The organism is Flavobacterium commune (assembly GCF_001857965.1).
GTDB lineage: Bacteria > Bacteroidota > Bacteroidia > Flavobacteriales > Flavobacteriaceae > Flavobacterium > Flavobacterium commune.
This window is the reverse complement of record NZ_CP017774.1, coordinates 1,755,142-1,771,612: the sequence shown is the minus strand read 5'-3', so window position 1 is coordinate 1,771,612 and position 16,471 is coordinate 1,755,142. Positions and strand designations below refer to the sequence as shown.

Annotated in this window: 12 protein-coding genes and 1 pseudogene; 2 read left to right on the top strand and 11 right to left on the bottom strand. The window is 34.7% G+C overall.

Going from position 1 to position 16,471, the window contains the following annotated elements:
• Positions 1-24 precede the first annotated feature (24 nt).
• The 8 genes and pseudogenes from BIW12_RS07380 to uvrC all read right to left on the bottom strand — a co-directional run bounded on the left by BIW12_RS07380 (position 25) and on the right by uvrC (position 10,416).
• Positions 25-519, bottom strand: a complete 495-nt coding sequence (locus tag BIW12_RS07380; RefSeq protein WP_071184531.1) for a septal ring lytic transglycosylase RlpA family protein — start codon at positions 517-519, stop codon at positions 25-27.
• 75 nt (positions 520-594) lie between these two features.
• Positions 595-1,020 carry a hypothetical protein gene (locus BIW12_RS07375; protein WP_071184530.1) on the bottom strand — a complete coding sequence of 142 codons (426 nt, stop codon included), beginning with the start codon at positions 1,018-1,020 and terminating at the stop codon, positions 595-597.
• Positions 1,021-1,170: 150 nt separating this feature from the next.
• Complete coding sequence (pgi, locus tag BIW12_RS07370) at positions 1,171-2,814, bottom strand: glucose-6-phosphate isomerase (RefSeq protein WP_071184529.1); 1,644 nt, start codon at positions 2,812-2,814, stop codon at positions 1,171-1,173.
• Positions 2,815-2,990: 176 nt separating this feature from the next.
• Positions 2,991-4,225: pseudogene (locus tag BIW12_RS07365) on the bottom strand (peptidoglycan DD-metalloendopeptidase family protein).
• A 27-nt stretch (positions 4,226-4,252) separates the two neighbouring features.
• Positions 4,253-5,185: a tryptophan 2,3-dioxygenase family protein gene (locus BIW12_RS07360; protein ID WP_071184528.1), complete on the bottom strand. Its 933-nt coding sequence runs from the start codon at positions 5,183-5,185 to the stop codon at positions 4,253-4,255.
• A complete protein-coding gene (locus tag BIW12_RS07355) occupies positions 5,182-5,955 on the bottom strand; it encodes a DUF3108 domain-containing protein (protein WP_071184527.1) in 774 nt (257 codons plus the stop codon). The genes BIW12_RS07360 and BIW12_RS07355 overlap by 4 nt, the downstream gene beginning before the upstream one ends.
• A gap of 433 nt (positions 5,956-6,388) precedes the next feature.
• Complete coding sequence (locus BIW12_RS07350) at positions 6,389-8,590, bottom strand: patatin-like phospholipase family protein (protein WP_071184526.1); 2,202 nt, start codon at positions 8,588-8,590, stop codon at positions 6,389-6,391.
• 26 nt (positions 8,591-8,616) lie between these two features.
• A complete protein-coding gene (gene uvrC, locus BIW12_RS07345; protein ID WP_071184525.1) occupies positions 8,617-10,416 on the bottom strand; it encodes an excinuclease ABC subunit UvrC in 1,800 nt (599 codons plus the stop codon).
• Positions 10,417-10,565: 149 nt separating this feature from the next.
• Here uvrC and BIW12_RS07340 point away from each other — a divergent pair, with 149 nt between their 5' ends.
• Complete coding sequence (locus BIW12_RS07340; RefSeq protein WP_071184524.1) at positions 10,566-11,135, top strand: 5-formyltetrahydrofolate cyclo-ligase; 570 nt, start codon at positions 10,566-10,568, stop codon at positions 11,133-11,135.
• A 37-nt stretch (positions 11,136-11,172) separates the two neighbouring features.
• On the top strand, positions 11,173-11,373 hold the full coding sequence (locus BIW12_RS07335) for a hypothetical protein (protein ID WP_071184523.1): 201 nt from the start codon (positions 11,173-11,175) through the stop codon (positions 11,371-11,373).
• Between the two features lie 66 nt (positions 11,374-11,439).
• On the opposite strand, the gene BIW12_RS07330 is transcribed toward BIW12_RS07335, so the two are convergent.
• From BIW12_RS07330 to ileS, 3 genes are all read right to left on the bottom strand, one after another.
• On the bottom strand, positions 11,440-12,045 hold the full coding sequence (locus tag BIW12_RS07330) for a lipoprotein signal peptidase (RefSeq protein WP_071184522.1): 606 nt from the start codon (positions 12,043-12,045) through the stop codon (positions 11,440-11,442).
• A 108-nt stretch (positions 12,046-12,153) separates the two neighbouring features.
• On the bottom strand, positions 12,154-12,534 hold the full coding sequence (locus tag BIW12_RS07325; RefSeq protein WP_071184521.1) for a TraR/DksA family transcriptional regulator: 381 nt from the start codon (positions 12,532-12,534) through the stop codon (positions 12,154-12,156).
• Between the two features lie 8 nt (positions 12,535-12,542).
• A complete protein-coding gene (gene ileS / locus BIW12_RS07320) occupies positions 12,543-15,944 on the bottom strand; it encodes an isoleucine--tRNA ligase (RefSeq protein WP_071184520.1) in 3,402 nt (1,133 codons plus the stop codon).
• Between the last annotated feature and the right edge of the window lie 527 nt (positions 15,945-16,471).

Genomic DNA, 16,471 nt, shown 5'->3' with positions numbered 1-16,471 from the left:
TTTGACTATTAAACCTAAAAAAAATTACTTTACAATTTCTTCGATGGTAACAATCATTGAACCTGCACCTCTATTTCGGGCAATTTCCATAAAGGCTCTTTTTGTCAAATCAATTTCTCTGGATCTTACAAAAGGACCTCTGTCAACAACTTCTACAATAACCGATTTCCCATTGGCCTCGTTGGTAATTCTTAATTTAGTTCCAAAAGGAAATTTTTTATGAGCCGCCGTATAATCGTTATTATTGAATTTTATACCACTTGCTGTTCGCTTTCCATTAAATTTATCAGCGTAATACGAAGCATGAACACTTTTTTTATAGACTTTTAACTTACCAACTACCTCATCCTGAATGGTATCTCTTACAACTTGATTTTTAGCTACAAATGCAAAACCTTTCACCGTATCCTTAGCCAGATTACCCTTAGTAGTTGAAACCGTTTTTGACTTAGCCGAATTTTGAGCATGAGCAAAAAAAACAGTAATAAATAGAAAAAGTAGTGTTATTGATTTTTTCATATTAGCTTTTTAGTTCGAATCTATTTAAAAACAAAAACCAGATAAAAAAAGTCCTGAAAAGGACTTTTTAAGATTTTATTGCATCCATAACGACCATGGAATTCTACTTAAAATAAGCAATAATCCAAATCCGTAGAAAATCGAGAAGGTTTTAAATTTTGATTCGCTTGTGCTTAACTTTTTGTGTTTAGACCAACCAATTGTAATTAGAACAATAGCAATAATATTAATTAATGGATGTTCTAATGACGTTAATCGCAACATTTTGTCTGACATTTGTCCCAGAGAATTTAATCCAAGTGGTGAAACAAAATACAAAATCAAACCAATCAATAATTGAGTATGTGTTCCTATTAATCCAAAAATTGCAATCTTTCTGTCTTTAGCAGTAAATTCTTTTTTAGAAACAAAACCAATAAAAGCATTAATCACTGCAACTACTAATAATAAAAGTGCTAAATAAGCCCAACCTGAATGAAATTTTTGAATGAATTCGTACATGTTTTTGATATTTTTTTTAACAAATATAAACAAAAAAGGTCTAAAAAAAACCTCATTATACTAAAAGCAAATGAGGTTTTTATTCGTATAATATAGCCGTTTTAAAAATAACAACTGATAATCAGTTATTTAAACAAAATCAGCTAAATGTTATTTATTTCTTAAAAAATGCCCCAATAAAGAAGCTGTAGAACTATCGTGATTTTTCACTTCATTCGAATTGATCTCGTCCAGGATAGAATTAGCTAATTGTTTTCCAAGCTCTACTCCCCATTGATCATAACTAAAAATGTTCCAGATAAATCCTTGCACAAAAATTTTATGCTCGTATAAAGAAATCAATGAACCCAAAGATTTAGGAGTTAATTTCTGAATCAAGAAGGTATTTGTAGGCTTGTTTCCGGCAAAAACTTTGAATGGCAAAAGAAAAGCAGCTGCCTCAGCCGACAATCCTTGTTTGTCAAATTCAGCCTGAACTTTTGCTTCCTCTTTTCCGTTTAACAAGGCTTCTGTTTGTGCAAAAAAGTTAGACATCAATTTATCATGATGATTGATATCACCATACAAAGGTTGAACGTAACCAATAAAATCGGTTGGAATCAACTTAGTTCCCTGGTGGATTAACTGGAAAAAAGCGTGTTGAGCATTCGTTCCCGGCTCTCCCCAAATAATAGTTCCTGTTTGATAATCTACTTCTTTTCCATCGCGACCTACACTCTTACCATTACTTTCCATAGTTCCTTGTTGTAAGTAAGGCGCTAATTTTTGTAAATATTGGGTATATGGAATCAAAGCTTCGCTTTCTGCTCCAAAGAAATTATTGTACCAAACGCTTAACAATGCCAAAACAACCGGAATATTTTTGTCAAATTCAGCTGTTTTAAAATGTTCGTCCATTTCGTTAGCTCCGTTTAATAATTCATCAAAATTATCAAAGCCTACCGCTAAACTGATAGACAATCCTACAGCGCTCCAAAGAGAAAAACGTCCTCCAACCCAGTCCCACATTGGAAATACATTATCAGGATTAATTCCGAATTCGGTTACTTTTTGCAAATTAGTAGAAACTGCCACAAAATGCTTAGCCACATCTTCCTGTGAAGCCGATTGTAAAAACCATTTTCTAATTGTTTCAGAATTGGTTAAAGTCTCCTGAGTAGTAAACGTTTTAGAAACAATAACAAAAAGAGTCGTTTCCGGATTTAACTTTTTAATAATTTCATTCACATGATCCCCATCAACATTGGAAACAAAATGAACATTCAGATTGTTTTTATAATATTGTAAAGCTTCCACTACCATTGCCGGTCCTAAATCAGAACCACCAATACCGATATTAACTACATCAGTAAAAGCTTTCCCGGTATAACCCGTTCTTTTCCCCGAAGTAATTTCGTTAGTAAAAGTTTTAATTTTATTTTTTACTTCATAAACTTCCGGAATTACATTTACTCCGTTTACATTGATTACCGCCGATTCTTTTGCTCTTAATGCAGTATGAAGCACCGCTCTGTTTTCAGTTTGATTGATTATTCCACCTCCAAAATAATCCTCAATTCCACTTTTAAGTCCCATTTCATTTGCCAATTCAAGCAACAATGCCATCGTTTCCTGATTGATAATGTTTTTAGAATAATCAATTAAAAAATCATTCCAAAGAATACTGAATTTCTCCGCTCTTGTAGCATCTTGTTTGAACATTTGCTGCATAGAAACATTTTTCAATTGACCAAAATGAGTTTCCAGCTTCTTCCATGAAGTTGTTTTTGTTGGGTTTAGAGTACTTAAAGCCATTTATATTTTTGTTTTTAGTGTTTTAGATTTGGGCGTAAAAATACTGAAATTAGTTGTAATAGCAGAAAGGATTCCAACTATATAACAACAAAACCCAACCAGTTTTTACTATAAAAAAACAGGAAACACAAGCCACTAACTATGTATTTCCTGTTCTAATTTGATTTTTCATTTTGTTACAAATTTCCAATACTATCCAATTCTCGCTTTAAAGGCTCGATGGCACTCATAAATCGGGCTTTGTTCCTGCTTTCCATTGGTGTTCCTGTTGGCAATTTTAATTTTAACGCATCAACCTGCACACCATTTTTCCAAAAACGATAACACACATGCGGACCTGATGCTAAACCTGTACTTCCTACTCTACCAATAACGTCTCCCTGATTCACATGCTGACCACGTCTAACTAGGATTTTTGACATGTGTAAATACTGAGTAGAATAAGTCCCATTGTGTTTTACTTTCACAAAATTCCCATTACCTGCGGTATATCCGGTTGCTTCTACCACACCAGTTGCCGTAGTCATAATAGGAGTTCCTGTAGGGGCAGCATAATCGGTTCCTTTATGTGCTTTCCATCGATGCTGTACAGGATGAAATCTATTCATTGTAAATCGGGAAGTAATTCGACTGAACTTAATAGGCGATTTCAGGAAGAGATTTTTCATCGTTTTTCCATCCTCATCATAATAATCCACTTTCCCCGAAGCCTGATTTTGAACAAATGGAAAAGCATACATGATTTTGCCTTTGTATTCAAAAAATGCACCTTCAATATTACTCTCACTCCGTTATAAATAGAATCATTAATGTAGCGTTCGTTGAAAGCAATCCCAAATCGATCACCTTTTTTTAATTTGAAAAAATCAATTGACCAGGAATAAATTTTAGTAATTTGACTTGCCAAGTTAGCATCAACTCCCGAATTTGAAAGTGTTTCCGACAAAGATCCTTTTAAAACTCCTGTAATTAGTTTACGTTTATAAGTTACCGGCCTCACTTTCTTATAAGCCACTACCGCCGAATCACGCAAATCAAAAACATAATACATTAAGTCGTTGGGCTCATACACAAAAACCTGAAGTTTATTGGTTTTATCCTTAGAACGCAACATGGTAAACGCCTTGTCTGGTCTAATCACACGTACATCAAAAGTATCTTTTATATCGTTTACAATCTCATAGATTTTGCGATCGCCAATATTTTGTCCATTAATAATTGTACCAAAAGTATCTCCTTTTTTTACGGTATCCTGAACCACATTAAAATCGGAAAAATTAAATCCAAAATCAGAATTATCTTTTTTATGCTTTTGCTTAGCTACTAACTGTTTTTTAGCTGTTTCAGAATCTGTTTTTTTACAGGATACTACTAAAGTCAGTGTAATTATAATTATTAAAAAATATTTCAAACTGTTGCTATTTATTGTATTCTACATTTATTCTTGTCCCCAATTTGCTAATTCAGCTTCACTCCATAATTCCGGAAAAAATATTCTTTTTTGATGCTTTGGGTGCATGTATTTTCTCCAGTCACTTCCTCCCGTTGCCTCTCCATCACCCATTCCACTCTCATCAATATACTTTATTGCCACATTCAGATGCTGCATTACCCAGGTAATATTGACCGTATAATCTAAATGACGCATCGCCTCTTTTAACGATGGTAATTCCTGATCCTCAACAGAAAGCTGCTTGTATTTTTGCCAAATATTTTTCGACTTATATTCTTCCATACAATCCAAAAAAGTGGCTTTGTATTTTTTTTCGAACTCTTCTAAGGTGTAAGTTTTTTTTCCTGTTTCAGGATCCGTTCCGGCTGCCTGCCAATAGAGAATATCAAACGCATTTTCATTGGAAATAGTATTATTAAATGATGATCTGAAACGACTATCAATTAAATTAACCACATCAGTTGCTCCAAACTCTATTAAACGGTATTGTGCACTTTGAAAACCGCTGGCCGGAGTGAGCGTATTTCTAAATTTCATATACTGATTTACATCCATCCCGTTTTCCATAATAGAAAAAGAGGTTGTCAACATATCAAAATAACGGCTAATACGCATTAATCTGTCCGTAAAAAAATCGGCTTTAATTTCCTGATGATGGGCAATTTGATTGATTTCTAAAAGTACCATTTTGAATATCAATTCATTAATTTGATGATAGAGAATAAAAACCATCTCATCAGGAAGCACCGTTCTTTGCGTTTGCAAATTCAACAATACATCGGTATGAATATAATCCCAGTAAGTAACAGGTTTAGACCAAAGCAAGCCTTCTAGCTGCGTATCCGTTTTTTGATCAATGGACGCATATTTTTGCTCTATTTGCTTTAGAATACTTGCTGTACTGGCATTAACACTCATTTTTTCTTTATTTTAAAAGAGCTTTTCAATCCTTTAAAAGCGTCTAAATCAGCTTTGAGTGAACCCACTGCCAAGTCGGCCTTAATACGCACCGGCAATCTATTCTCATCATCTGAAACCCAAATTGTTAAACTCTCCTCTTCTTTAAAAACACGACCCGACTGAACTAAAGGTTTAAAAACCATAGAAGGCACTACCCCAAATTTAGTTGTAATATCCTGACGTCCGACGAATTTTAACTTAAATTTTGTGGTTTCATCATCAAAAAACATATCTATTGCAATATATTCTCCAGGATGAATCTTATCAATAGTAGGATAATTGCGTAAATAGTAAAAAGCAGAGAGTATATCCTGAGTGTTTTTTGGAATTACAAAAGTCTTTTCGGTTTTTCTCTTGTAATCTTTTACCGTTATCTTATGGTCTGATTGATTAAAAAATCCTTCCTGATTTTTAGTATAACCGCCTTCATCAATCTTACGTACAAATTGATACGGATTTCCTGTTTCTTTATCAATATAACTTTCGTAGGTGTCATTTACTTTAAAAAAAAAGCGCGATACTCCTGTGGTATAACCTTTGCCCACAACATGAAAAACTTTTTTATTATTGATTACAGCGTCTTTTACTTCAAGTGTTGCAAAACCGGCATTGACAAATCCGTAGTGTACCCTGAATTTAAACCATTCACCTACGCCGTAAGAATCATCAGAATGGGAGTCAAAACTGGTGATTAAAATCAATAATGAGAGTAGCATTATCTTTTTCATAATTTACTTTTTTTATTGATTCAATTTGCAAATTTTGTTCCAAATATATTAAAACAAAAAAACTCAGTCAAATAATGACTGAGTTTTTATGCTATTAACCAACCAAAAAATTATAAATTATTAAATTTATATAAACCAAAAGGAAACCACCCCTTTTGTTTTGATATGACAAAGATACGGCAAGAAAATGCGATTTCTATAGTAAAAATGCAGTTTAACATAATTTTAAAATAAGATTCGGAAGCATCGCCATTTTTTTTTACATATCATAAAAAAAACAGCAATAAAAAATTAAAGTGTTAATTTTACTTTTAAGTCAAAAAATAAAAAGCCAAATTTCATGAGCTTAAAAAGCTTTTGTTAACAAAAAAAAGTCGCAGTTTTAGTCAAAAACCGCGACTTTTAGTCAACTATTAATTTGTGTGTTTAATTACTAAAAAGGAAAACCAACACTAAACCAGGTAAAACCACTATTAGTTTCCGGAGACCAACTGCGTTTTATCTCAATAGGCCCTATAGCCGTTTCTAAACCATAACCTATAGCATAGCCGGAAATTTTAGGGATTGAAACCCAGTTGACGGTTTCAAAAATATCTTCTCCTATATTAGCATAATTAGCTGTAAAATTGATATGGTTATTTTTAAATATTTCGCAATCTAAAGACAGTGTGGATTTAACATAACTATTACCCCCTAAACTCAGGAAATCATAACCATAAAAATGACTGAAATTATTATCCACATTATAGCCAAAACCTCCGAGAATAAAATTAAAAAAAGACACACTTTTAGCACCTATTGCAAAACCGGCTTCTGTTTGAATTTTAGCTGCAAACGATTTAAACAAAGGAATGGCTATTCCAAAATTAGCCTTAGCAATAGAAAATGGTGCAAATTCTTTAGTATAATCAGAAGAAAAGAGATACGAATGAATATCTCCTGAAAAGCTCCATCCTTTTGTTGGAAAAAATTTATTGTCCATGGAATCAAAATCCAGTCGCCCAAAAACACTTAAATAATGACTCCTGTCAATTACAGGATCAATATTGTCCAAAGTACGGGAATTAATACTCAAATATTTATGCTCTAAACCGGCTCCTATTAAAAAACGTCTGGCAAACATGGTTTGTAAATACAGCTGATTTGTCAAATCAAACAAATCAACATTCAAACTATTAATACCTAAGTCATCAAAATCAAAATTGGTTATTTGCCCCTCAATATTGCGGTTAAACGTATTTAGATAGGATTTGAATCCAAGACTTATATTGTATCCATTCTCTACATAATAATCAAAATTGTACCTGAAATTATCCCCTAAAATAACATCAAGCGAAGCCACATCATTTTTAAAAAAATTCTTTTTATGGGTTAAATTAACTAAAATAGCACTTTTATAAAGTCCGTCATAATGCAAACCAAATTTCAAATAGGTATCTGTTGGATTCTCTTTTAAAACCAAATTCAAATCGTCTTTGTCATTAGTGCCTTCAAATGAATAGTCTATAGCACTAAAATTTTCGGTAGCATTGAGATTATTAATCCCTTTTTGTAATTGATTGTAACTAATTTTAGCTCCTGGTTTAAATCGTAATTTTCCATAAACATAATCCTTAGTATAATTTTTCAATTTGTTGCAATTAACATCTTCAATTTGTAAACTGTCAACCTGAATTTTCAATTTGCTTTTTTTATAATTTCCTGATGCAACACCTAATTGCTTTAAACGTTCAAAAACCGAAAAAGCAGCTTCTTCTCCCTTACTCAAAATCTCCTGACCACTATCAAAAGACATCACACCATAATCTCTTATATCCGGTCGAATATAAATATCCGTTTTCAAAATATTCTCCTTCATCTTATCAACAGAATGAAGATTAGTAATTTGAACCAGAATTTTCGTGGCATCATTAAGGGCTTTTCGATCTAATAAATCATTTTGAACATCGACTCCAATTATGATATCAGCACCTAATTTTCTAACCTCATCTATTGGATAATTATTCACTACTCCTCCGTCAACTAAAAACCGATCCTGATATTCCACCGGAGAAAATAATGACGGAAACGCCGAACTGGCAATCATGGCTCTTGCCAGATTTCCTTTGTTCAAAACCACCTGCTCCCCTGTTTCAATATCCGAACCGATACATAAAAAAGGAATTGGCAACTGATTAAAATCTCTTACATGCCTAACATTTCGGGTAATTCGGCTTAGTAAATTAAAATTATACAAACCTTTAGAAAGCGCATCGGGAATCCCAATTTTGTAGTTGTTAAATGGCAAAACAAGCGCATAAACATCATCGTTTCTTTTCTCGTAAAAATTCTTAGTTTCTCTGGGAATATAGTCACTTAATAATTCATCAAAATTAGTGTCTTTAAAAATCGAATCGAGTTGTGCCGCATTATAGCCCGAAGCATACAAACCGCCAACTACAGCCCCCATACTGGTTCCGCCAATGTAATCAATCTTAATCCCGGCCTCTTCAATTACTTTAAGAACCCCAATATGAGCAAATCCTTTCGCACCACCGCCACTCAGCACTAAGCCTATTTTTGGCTGGTCTTTTCTTTGCGCAAATAAAGTCAGGCCACTAAAAACAACAAGCAATAAAAAGATGTATTTCTTCATAAAAAATATTCTTGCAACGTTAAAATTTAAGGCATTATGGTTTTGTAAAAATCGGTAATTTTTTTGGCTTTTGATACTCCTACAACGTCCGAAATTTCTTTTTCTGTTGCTAATTTCAATCTTTTAACACTTTTAAAGTGCTGAATTAACGTCAACATGGTTTTTTCGCCAATTCCCGGAATGGATTCAATCGAAGAATTCAAGGCCGCTTTACTCCTTTTGTCCCGATGATGGGTAATCCCAAAACGATGCGCCTCATTTCGCAGTTGCTGAATTACTTTCAAGGTTTCGGATTTTTTGTCCAAATACAACGGAACAGAATCGCCCGGATAAAACAGCTCTTCTAATCTTTTAGCGATACCAATGATACTGATTTTTCCCCGTAAACCTAAATCGTCAATACTTTTCAATGCCGATGACAACTGCCCTTTTCCTCCATCAATAATGATTAATTGTGGTAACGATTGTTTTTCGTCTAACAATCTTTTGTATCTGCGATACACCACCTCTTCCATCGAAGCAAAATCGTTAGGACCTTCAACCGTTTTTATATTAAAATGACGGTAATCTTTCTTACTGGGTTTTCCATCTTTAAAAACCACACAGGCCGAAACAGGATTTGTTCCCTGAATATTCGAATTATCAAAACATTCAATATGTCTGGGCTCTACCGGCAAACGCAAATCTTTTTGCATCTGCGCCATAATTCGGTTAGTGTGCCTGTCAGGATCTACAATCTGCAATTGCTTCAACTGTTCGATTCGATAAAATTTTGCATTTCGAATAGACAAATCCAGAATTTGCTTTTTATCTCCTAATTGCGGTACGGTGACTTTGATGTTTTCGCCCAAATCAACCGCAAATGGCACAATTACTTCTTTTGACAATAACTGGAATCGCTCTCTCAATTCCACAATAGCTAATTCCAACAATTCTTCATCGGTTTCGGCTAATTTTTTCTTGATTTCCAAAGTATGAGAACGAATAATCGAACCGTGTGAAATTTGTAAAAAATTGACATAAGCGGCACTTTCGTCAGAAACAATAGAAAACACATCAATATTGGTAATCTTAGGATTCACAATCGTAGAACGCGACTGATAATTCTCTAAAACTTCTATCTTTTCTTTTATTTTTTGCGCCTCTTCAAAATGCATATCTTGCGCCAATTGCATCATTAATTTCTTGAAATCTTTCAAACTGTCTTTGAAATTCCCTTTCAGAATTTCCCGGATAGCGTTAACCTGTTTCTGGTATTCTTCTAATGATTCATAGCCTTCACATGGCCCTTTGCAGTTGCCAATATGATATTCGAGACAAACCTTAAACTTGCCACTTTCAATATTCGAATCCGTCAAATCATAATTACAAGTGCGTAACGGATATAATTCTTTTATCAATTCTAAAATAGTATTCACCGTTTTAAAACTGGTATAAGGCCCAAAATATTCCGAACCATCCTTGACCATTCTTCGGGTAGAAAATATTCTCGAAAAAGGTTCTTTTTTGATACAAATCCAGGGATAACTTTTATCGTCTTTTAAATTGATATTGTATCGGGGCTGAAGCGTTTTTATCAGATTATTTTCCAGCAAAAGCGCATCAGTTTCAGTAGGAACCACAATGTGTTTTATGGTTACAATTTTCTTAACCAAGACATTGGTTTTAGCCGTATCGTGAATTTTATTGAAATAAGAAGAAACTCGTTTTTTTAAATTCTTAGCCTTACCCACATATAAAATCTTGCCTTCTTTATCATAATATTGATAAACACCCGGACTGTCGGGTAAAGTTTGAATTTGAAGTTCGAGAGCTGTTTTTTGCATTAGAATTTTGTTTCAGAAAAAGATAGAGAACATCAAAACAACCTAAAATCATACGGATTTAAAGCTATTATTTGATTTCTAATCAAATTTACGAATTACAAATAATTATTTCTATTTTTAGTTTTTAATTCCACAGCTTAAAATCAAAAATGCAAAACACTAAAAAAGAATTACGTTTAAAATACAAATCACTACGAAAACAGCTATCTGAGGAAGAAATGGAAGAAATGAGTTTAGCCATTGCCAATCAATTGCTGAAACTCAACATTTGGGACAAAAACTATTTCCATGTTTTCCTGCCCATTCAGGAACAACAGGAAATAGACACCGAATTAATTTTACATTTGCTTTCAGGGAAAGACAAAAACATTTTGATTTCTAAATCAGATTTTGAAAGTCGTGAAATGACACATTTTCTTTTAACCGATAATACCCAAATCAAAAAAAACGAATACAATATTCCCGAACCCGTTGACGGAATAGAAGCACCGTCCAAAAAAATAGAAGTTGTTTTTATACCGCTTTTAGCATTTGACAAAAAAGGACATCGTGTGGGTTACGGCAAAGGTTTTTATGATAAATTCCTAAGCGAATGCCAAGCTGAAACCATCAAAGTGGGACTTTCTTTCTTTGAAGCCGAAGCATTAATAGAAGATGTTCACGAAGGCGACATACAATTGGATTATTGTGTAACTCCCAATAAAATCTATCGCTTTTAAATTTGTACCTTCGTGGCTCACAAAGCCCCATTATTTTATGAAACAAATTCAAAATTCAAGATTTTATGCAATCCTTTTAATTGCGATATTTTCTATCTCTTTATCCGGTTGCGCTGTCGGAATTGGAACCAGATCAAGTAGAAGTTCTTATAAATCTAAACCGCTTCCTCCGGGACAAGCCAAAAAGATTACCGGTGAAAAAAGTGCCAAACGTTACGCCCCGGGACAAAACAAATAACACTTAAAAAAGAAGACCTGTTTCGTAATGAAACAGGTCTTCTTTTTATGTTTTATATAACTAAAATTATGCTTCTTTGTGATGAAATGCCTTTTTATTAAACGCAATCAAAATTCCTACTCCTGTTGAAATAGCTACATCAGCTACGTTAAAAATGGCATTGAAAAAAGTAAAATTTCTTCCGCCCCAAACAGGCAACCATTCCGGGAGATTCCCTTGCCAAATTGGAAAATAAAACATATCGACTACTTTGCCATGAAAATAGGTACCATAAGGCTCTTTTGAAAATAATGTTGCCAATTGAGAACTGCTGTCGTCAAAAATGACTCCATAAAAAACGGAATCAATAATGTTTCCGAATGCACCTGCCAAAATTAAAGCGATAGCTACAACTAAATAATTAGAACTGTGTTTCTTTTCAACCGAATCCCACAACCAATATCCAATTCCGCCTACGGCAACTAAACGAAACAAAGTAAGGAACAATTTTCCATAAGTTCCAGGGATTTGAGTTCCCCAAGCCATCCCTTCATTTTCAATAAAATGAATTTTAAACCAATTGAAAACTTCAACTTCTTCTCCTAATATAAAATTAGTTTTGATATATATTTTAGAAATCTGATCTACTATTAATACTAAGAAAATAAGCAGATAGGCTTTTCGTAATGACATTTTAAAAAATTTAAGTGCGTAAAAATAGATAAATTCCAAACATTAAATTCCAAATCCCATCACTAGTTTTGGAATTTGGAATTTAATGTTTGGAATTTGAAATAACAATTATCGTTGCATGTTTTTTGCCTCAATACTCATGGTTGCATGAGGAACAATTTTCAATCTTTCTTTGCTAATTAATTTACCTGTTACTTTGCAAATTCCGTACGTTTTGTTCTCTACACGAAATAAAGCATTCTTTAAATCGCGGATAAATTTCTCCTGACGGATTGCTAATTGAGAGTTAGCTTCCTTAGACATGGTTTCGCTACCTTCTTCAAAAGCTTTGAATGTTGGCGATGTATCATCGGTACCATTATTCAAATCATTCATATAGGCACTTTTTATCAAATCTAAATCGGCTTGCGCTTTCTCAATTTTCTTTTGAATTATCTCTTTGAACTCTGCCAAGTCGGCGTCTGAGTATCGTGTTGCTTCATCTACCATAATCAATATTATTTAGTAATCGTTATTTTAGTTTTAATGTCGTCAAATTCAATTTCTGTGCCATTCTCGATATGCTCTTCAAAAACCAACTCTTCCGTTAAGGTTTCTGATTTGATGTAACCATCATTTTCGTTTACTGCGGCCTCTAAAACAGCATTGTTTTGCAAATACACTTTAATCTTGTCAGTTACCTCAAATCCAGAATCTTTTCTGATGTTCTGAATTCTGTTGACTAACTCTCTTGCAATTCCTTCTTTTTTCAATTCTTCAGAAATAGTGATGTCAAGCGCAACAGTTATTCCGTTCGAATTGGCTACCAGCCAACCCTCAATATCCTGAGAAGTTATCTCTACATCCTCTAATGATAAAGTTACGTCTTTTCCTGCAATGACAATACTTAAGCTTCCTTCCTTATCCAACTGATTAATTTGCTCCGGAGAAAAACCTTGTATCTCTTTGGAAATCAATCCCATATCTTTTCCAAAACGTGGCCCAAGTGCTTTAAAATTAGGCTTAATTTGCTTTACCAATACCCCTGAAGCATCGTCTAAAAGTTCAATTTCTTTGACGTTTACCTCTGCTTTTATTAGCTCAGAAACGGCTTCAATTTCAGCTCTCTGTTTCTCGTCAAGTACCGGAATCATTACCTTTTGCAGCGGTTGACGCACCTTGATCATCTCCTTCTTACGCAGCGATAAAACCAGTGACGAAATGGTCTGTGCTTTCTGCATTTTGCTCTCTAACGATTTATCAACAAAGTTTTCAACGTATTTTGGAAATTCCGCCAAATGTACACTATCAAATTTTTCTGTTTGTGCAGCCTGTGTTAAGTCTCTGTAAAGCTTATCCATAAAGAAAGGAGCTATTGGAGCACTTAGTTTACTTACGGTTAACAAACAAGTATATAATGTTTGATAAGCCGCAATTTTATCCTGAGCGTATTCTCCTTTCCAGAAACGACGACGACACAAACGAACGTACCAGTTACTCAGGTTTTCCTGTACGAAATCAGAAATAGCACGGGCAGCTCTCGTTGGCTCATAATCGGCATAGGCTTCATCAACTAATTTGATTAAAGTATGTAATTCTGATAAAATCCAACGGTCAATTTCCGGTCTTTCATTCAACGAAACCTCAGCCTCATCAAATTTGAAACCATCAATATTAGCATACAAACTAAAGAATGAATACGTATTATAAAGTGTTCCAAAGAATTTTCTTCTTACCTCAGCCACACCTTCAATATCAAATTTTAAGTTATCCCAAGGATTCGCATTGGCAATCATATACCAGCGCGTAGCATCAGGACCGTATTCAGCCAAAGTTGTAAATGGATCAACAGCATTCCCCAGACGCTTAGACATTTTTTGTCCGTTTTTGTCTAAAACCAATCCGTTAGAAACTACATTTTTATAAGCAATGTTATCAAAAACCAAGGTTCCGATAGCGTGAAGCGTATAAAACCATCCGCGCGTTTGATCCACTCCTTCGGCAATAAAATCAGCCGGGAATGACTTATTGTTGTCAATTAGCTCTTTGTTTTCAAATGGATAATGCCATTGTGCATAAGGCATCGCCCCTGAATCAAACCAAACATCAATCAAATCACTTTCGCGCTTCATTGGTTTTCCTGAAGCCGAAACCAACGTAATTCCATCTACCACATTCTTATGCAGGTCAATTAAATCATAATTACTTTCGCTCATGTTTCCAATTTCAAAACCTTTGAACGGGTTTTCTTTTTGGAATCCGGCAGCAATAGATTTCTCGATTTCGTTGTATAATTCCTCAACCGAACCAATCAGAACTTCCTCTTGTTTATCATCGGTTCTCCAAATTGGCAATGGAATTCCCCAATATCTTGAACGTGACAAGTTCCAGTCGTTGGCATTTTTCAACCAGTTCCCAAAACGTCCTTCTCCGGTTGCTTTAGGTTTCCAGTTAATGGTTTCATTCAAATCAAACATTCTGTCTCTCACTTCAGTGATTTTGATAAACCAAGAATCAAGAGGATAGTATAAAATAGGCTTATCAGTTCTCCAGCAATGTGGGTAACTGTGTACATATTTCTCAACCTTAAAGGCTTTATTTTCTTCTTTTAATCGAATAGCAATCTCTACGTCAACCGAACGCTCCGGTGCCTGATCGGCATCATAATATTCATTTTTCACATATTTCCCTGCAAATTCGCCTAACCCTTCAACAAATCTACCTTGCAAATCTACCAATGGAACTGCTGTTCCGTTTTCGTCTAAAACTAACATTGGCGGAACTTCAGGAGTAGCTTCTTTAGCCACCTTGGCATCATCAGCACCAAAAGTTGGTGCCGTGTGCACAATTCCTGTTCCGTCCTCAGTAGTAACGAAATCTCCCGAAATTACTCTAAACGCATTTTCAGGATTTTGATATGGTAATGCCCAAGGCAATAATTGTTCGTAACGGATACCAACTAAATCAGCTCCTTTAGCTTCTGCTAAAATTTGGTATGGGATTTTCTTATCTCCTGCTTTGTAATTTTCAAAATCAGCAGCTTCTTCAGTTGCGAAATAAGATTTCCCAAACTGTTTACCTACTAAGTTTTTAGCCAAAACAACATTGATTGGCTCAAAAGTATATTGATTAAAAGTCTTTACTAAAACATAATCTATTTTTGGACCTACTGTCAAAGCGGTATTCGATGGCAAAGTCCAGGGAGTTGTCGTCCAGGCCAAGATATGAATCGTTCCAAAACCTTCTAAAAAGCCCGGTAAACTTTCCGTTTTAGCTTTGAACTGAGCTACAATTGTAGTATCAGTAACATCGCGGTAAGAACCTGGCTGATTCACCTCATGCGATGACAATCCTGTTCCTGCTTTTGGAGAATACGGCTGAATCGTATAACCTTTGTACATCAAATCTTTGTTATAGATTTGTTTCAAAAGCCACCAAACACTCTCCATATATTTTGGTTTATAAGTCACATACGGATCTTCCATATCTACCCAATACCCCATTTTTTCGGTCAAATCATTCCATACGTCTGTATAACGCATTACCGTTTTTTTACAGGCTTCGTTATAATCTTCTACCGAAATGGTTTTCCCGATATCTTCTTTGGTAATTCCAAGTTCTTTCTCAGTACCTAATTCTACTGGCAAACCGTGTGTATCCCAACCCGCTTTTCTTTTTACCTGAAAACCTTTTTGGGTTTTATATCTGCAAAAAATATCTTTAATGGCACGTGCCATCACGTGGTGAATTCCCGGCAATCCGTTTGCCGAAGGTGGCCCTTCAAAAAACACGAAAGGCTCAGCACCTTCGCGAGTAGTTACACTCTTTTCAAATATATTTTCTTTCTTCCAAAAATCAAGAACTTCCGACGCTACTGTTGGCAAGTCAAGTCCTTTGTACTCAGTAAATTTTGTGCTCATTTTATCCTTTTCTTAAACGAGGTGCGAAAGTAAGGAATTTTGAGGAAAATAGAGAAAAGAGGAAAGAAAAAAGAGCGAATAAACACAATTTCAGAAGGTTTTTGCAAAAAACAAGAAAGTTGTAACAATTAAAACTATTAGAACTTTCTGGCTTTCACCACAAACTTGTCATCCTGACGAAGGAAGACCCGAGCGATAGCGAACTGGCGAAGCAATCTCATCAAGTAACTCCACAAAGTGGCTCCTCTTTGTGGGCACAGAATGCAATTCTGCACTAACGTTTACATATATCCGAGCTATCTGGTGTCATTGCGAGGAACGAAGCAATCTCATCAAGTAACTCCACAAAGTGGCTCCTGTTTGTGGGCACAGAATGCAATTCTGCACTAACGTTTACATATATCCGAGCTATCTGGTGTCATTGCGAGGAACGAAGCAATCTCATCAAGTAACTCCACAAAGTGGCTCCTCTTTGTGGGCACAGAATGCAATTCTGCGCTAACGTTTACGGATATCAGAACTACCTG

Bases quoted from the DNA above. Each gene is read 5' to 3' on its own strand.
- BIW12_RS07375 (WP_071184530.1), bottom strand. From the start codon at position 1,020: ATGTACGAATTCATTCAAAAATTTCATTCAGGTTGGGCTTATTTAGCA.
- BIW12_RS07360 (WP_071184528.1), bottom strand. From the start codon at position 5,185: ATGAGTGTTAATGCCAGTACAGCAAGTATTCTAAAGCAAATAGAGCAA.
- uvrC (WP_071184525.1), bottom strand. From the start codon at position 10,416: ATGCAAAAAACAGCTCTCGAACTTCAAATTCAAACTTTACCCGACAGT.
- BIW12_RS07325 (WP_071184521.1), bottom strand. From the start codon at position 12,534: ATGGTAGATGAAGCAACACGATACTCAGACGCCGACTTGGCAGAGTTC.
- BIW12_RS07340 (WP_071184524.1), top strand. From the start codon at position 10,566: ATGCAAAACACTAAAAAAGAATTACGTTTAAAATACAAATCACTACGA.
- BIW12_RS07380 (WP_071184531.1), bottom strand. From the start codon at position 519: ATGAAAAAATCAATAACACTACTTTTTCTATTTATTACTGTTTTTTTT.
- BIW12_RS07330 (WP_071184522.1), bottom strand. From the start codon at position 12,045: ATGTCATTACGAAAAGCCTATCTGCTTATTTTCTTAGTATTAATAGTA.
- pgi (WP_071184529.1), bottom strand. From the start codon at position 2,814: ATGGCTTTAAGTACTCTAAACCCAACAAAAACAACTTCATGGAAGAAG.
- BIW12_RS07350 (WP_071184526.1), bottom strand. From the start codon at position 8,590: ATGAAGAAATACATCTTTTTATTGCTTGTTGTTTTTAGTGGCCTGACT.
- BIW12_RS07335 (WP_071184523.1), top strand. From the start codon at position 11,173: ATGAAACAAATTCAAAATTCAAGATTTTATGCAATCCTTTTAATTGCG.
- ileS (WP_071184520.1), bottom strand. From the start codon at position 15,944: ATGAGCACAAAATTTACTGAGTACAAAGGACTTGACTTGCCAACAGTA.
- BIW12_RS07355 (WP_071184527.1), bottom strand. From the start codon at position 5,955: ATGAAAAAGATAATGCTACTCTCATTATTGATTTTAATCACCAGTTTT.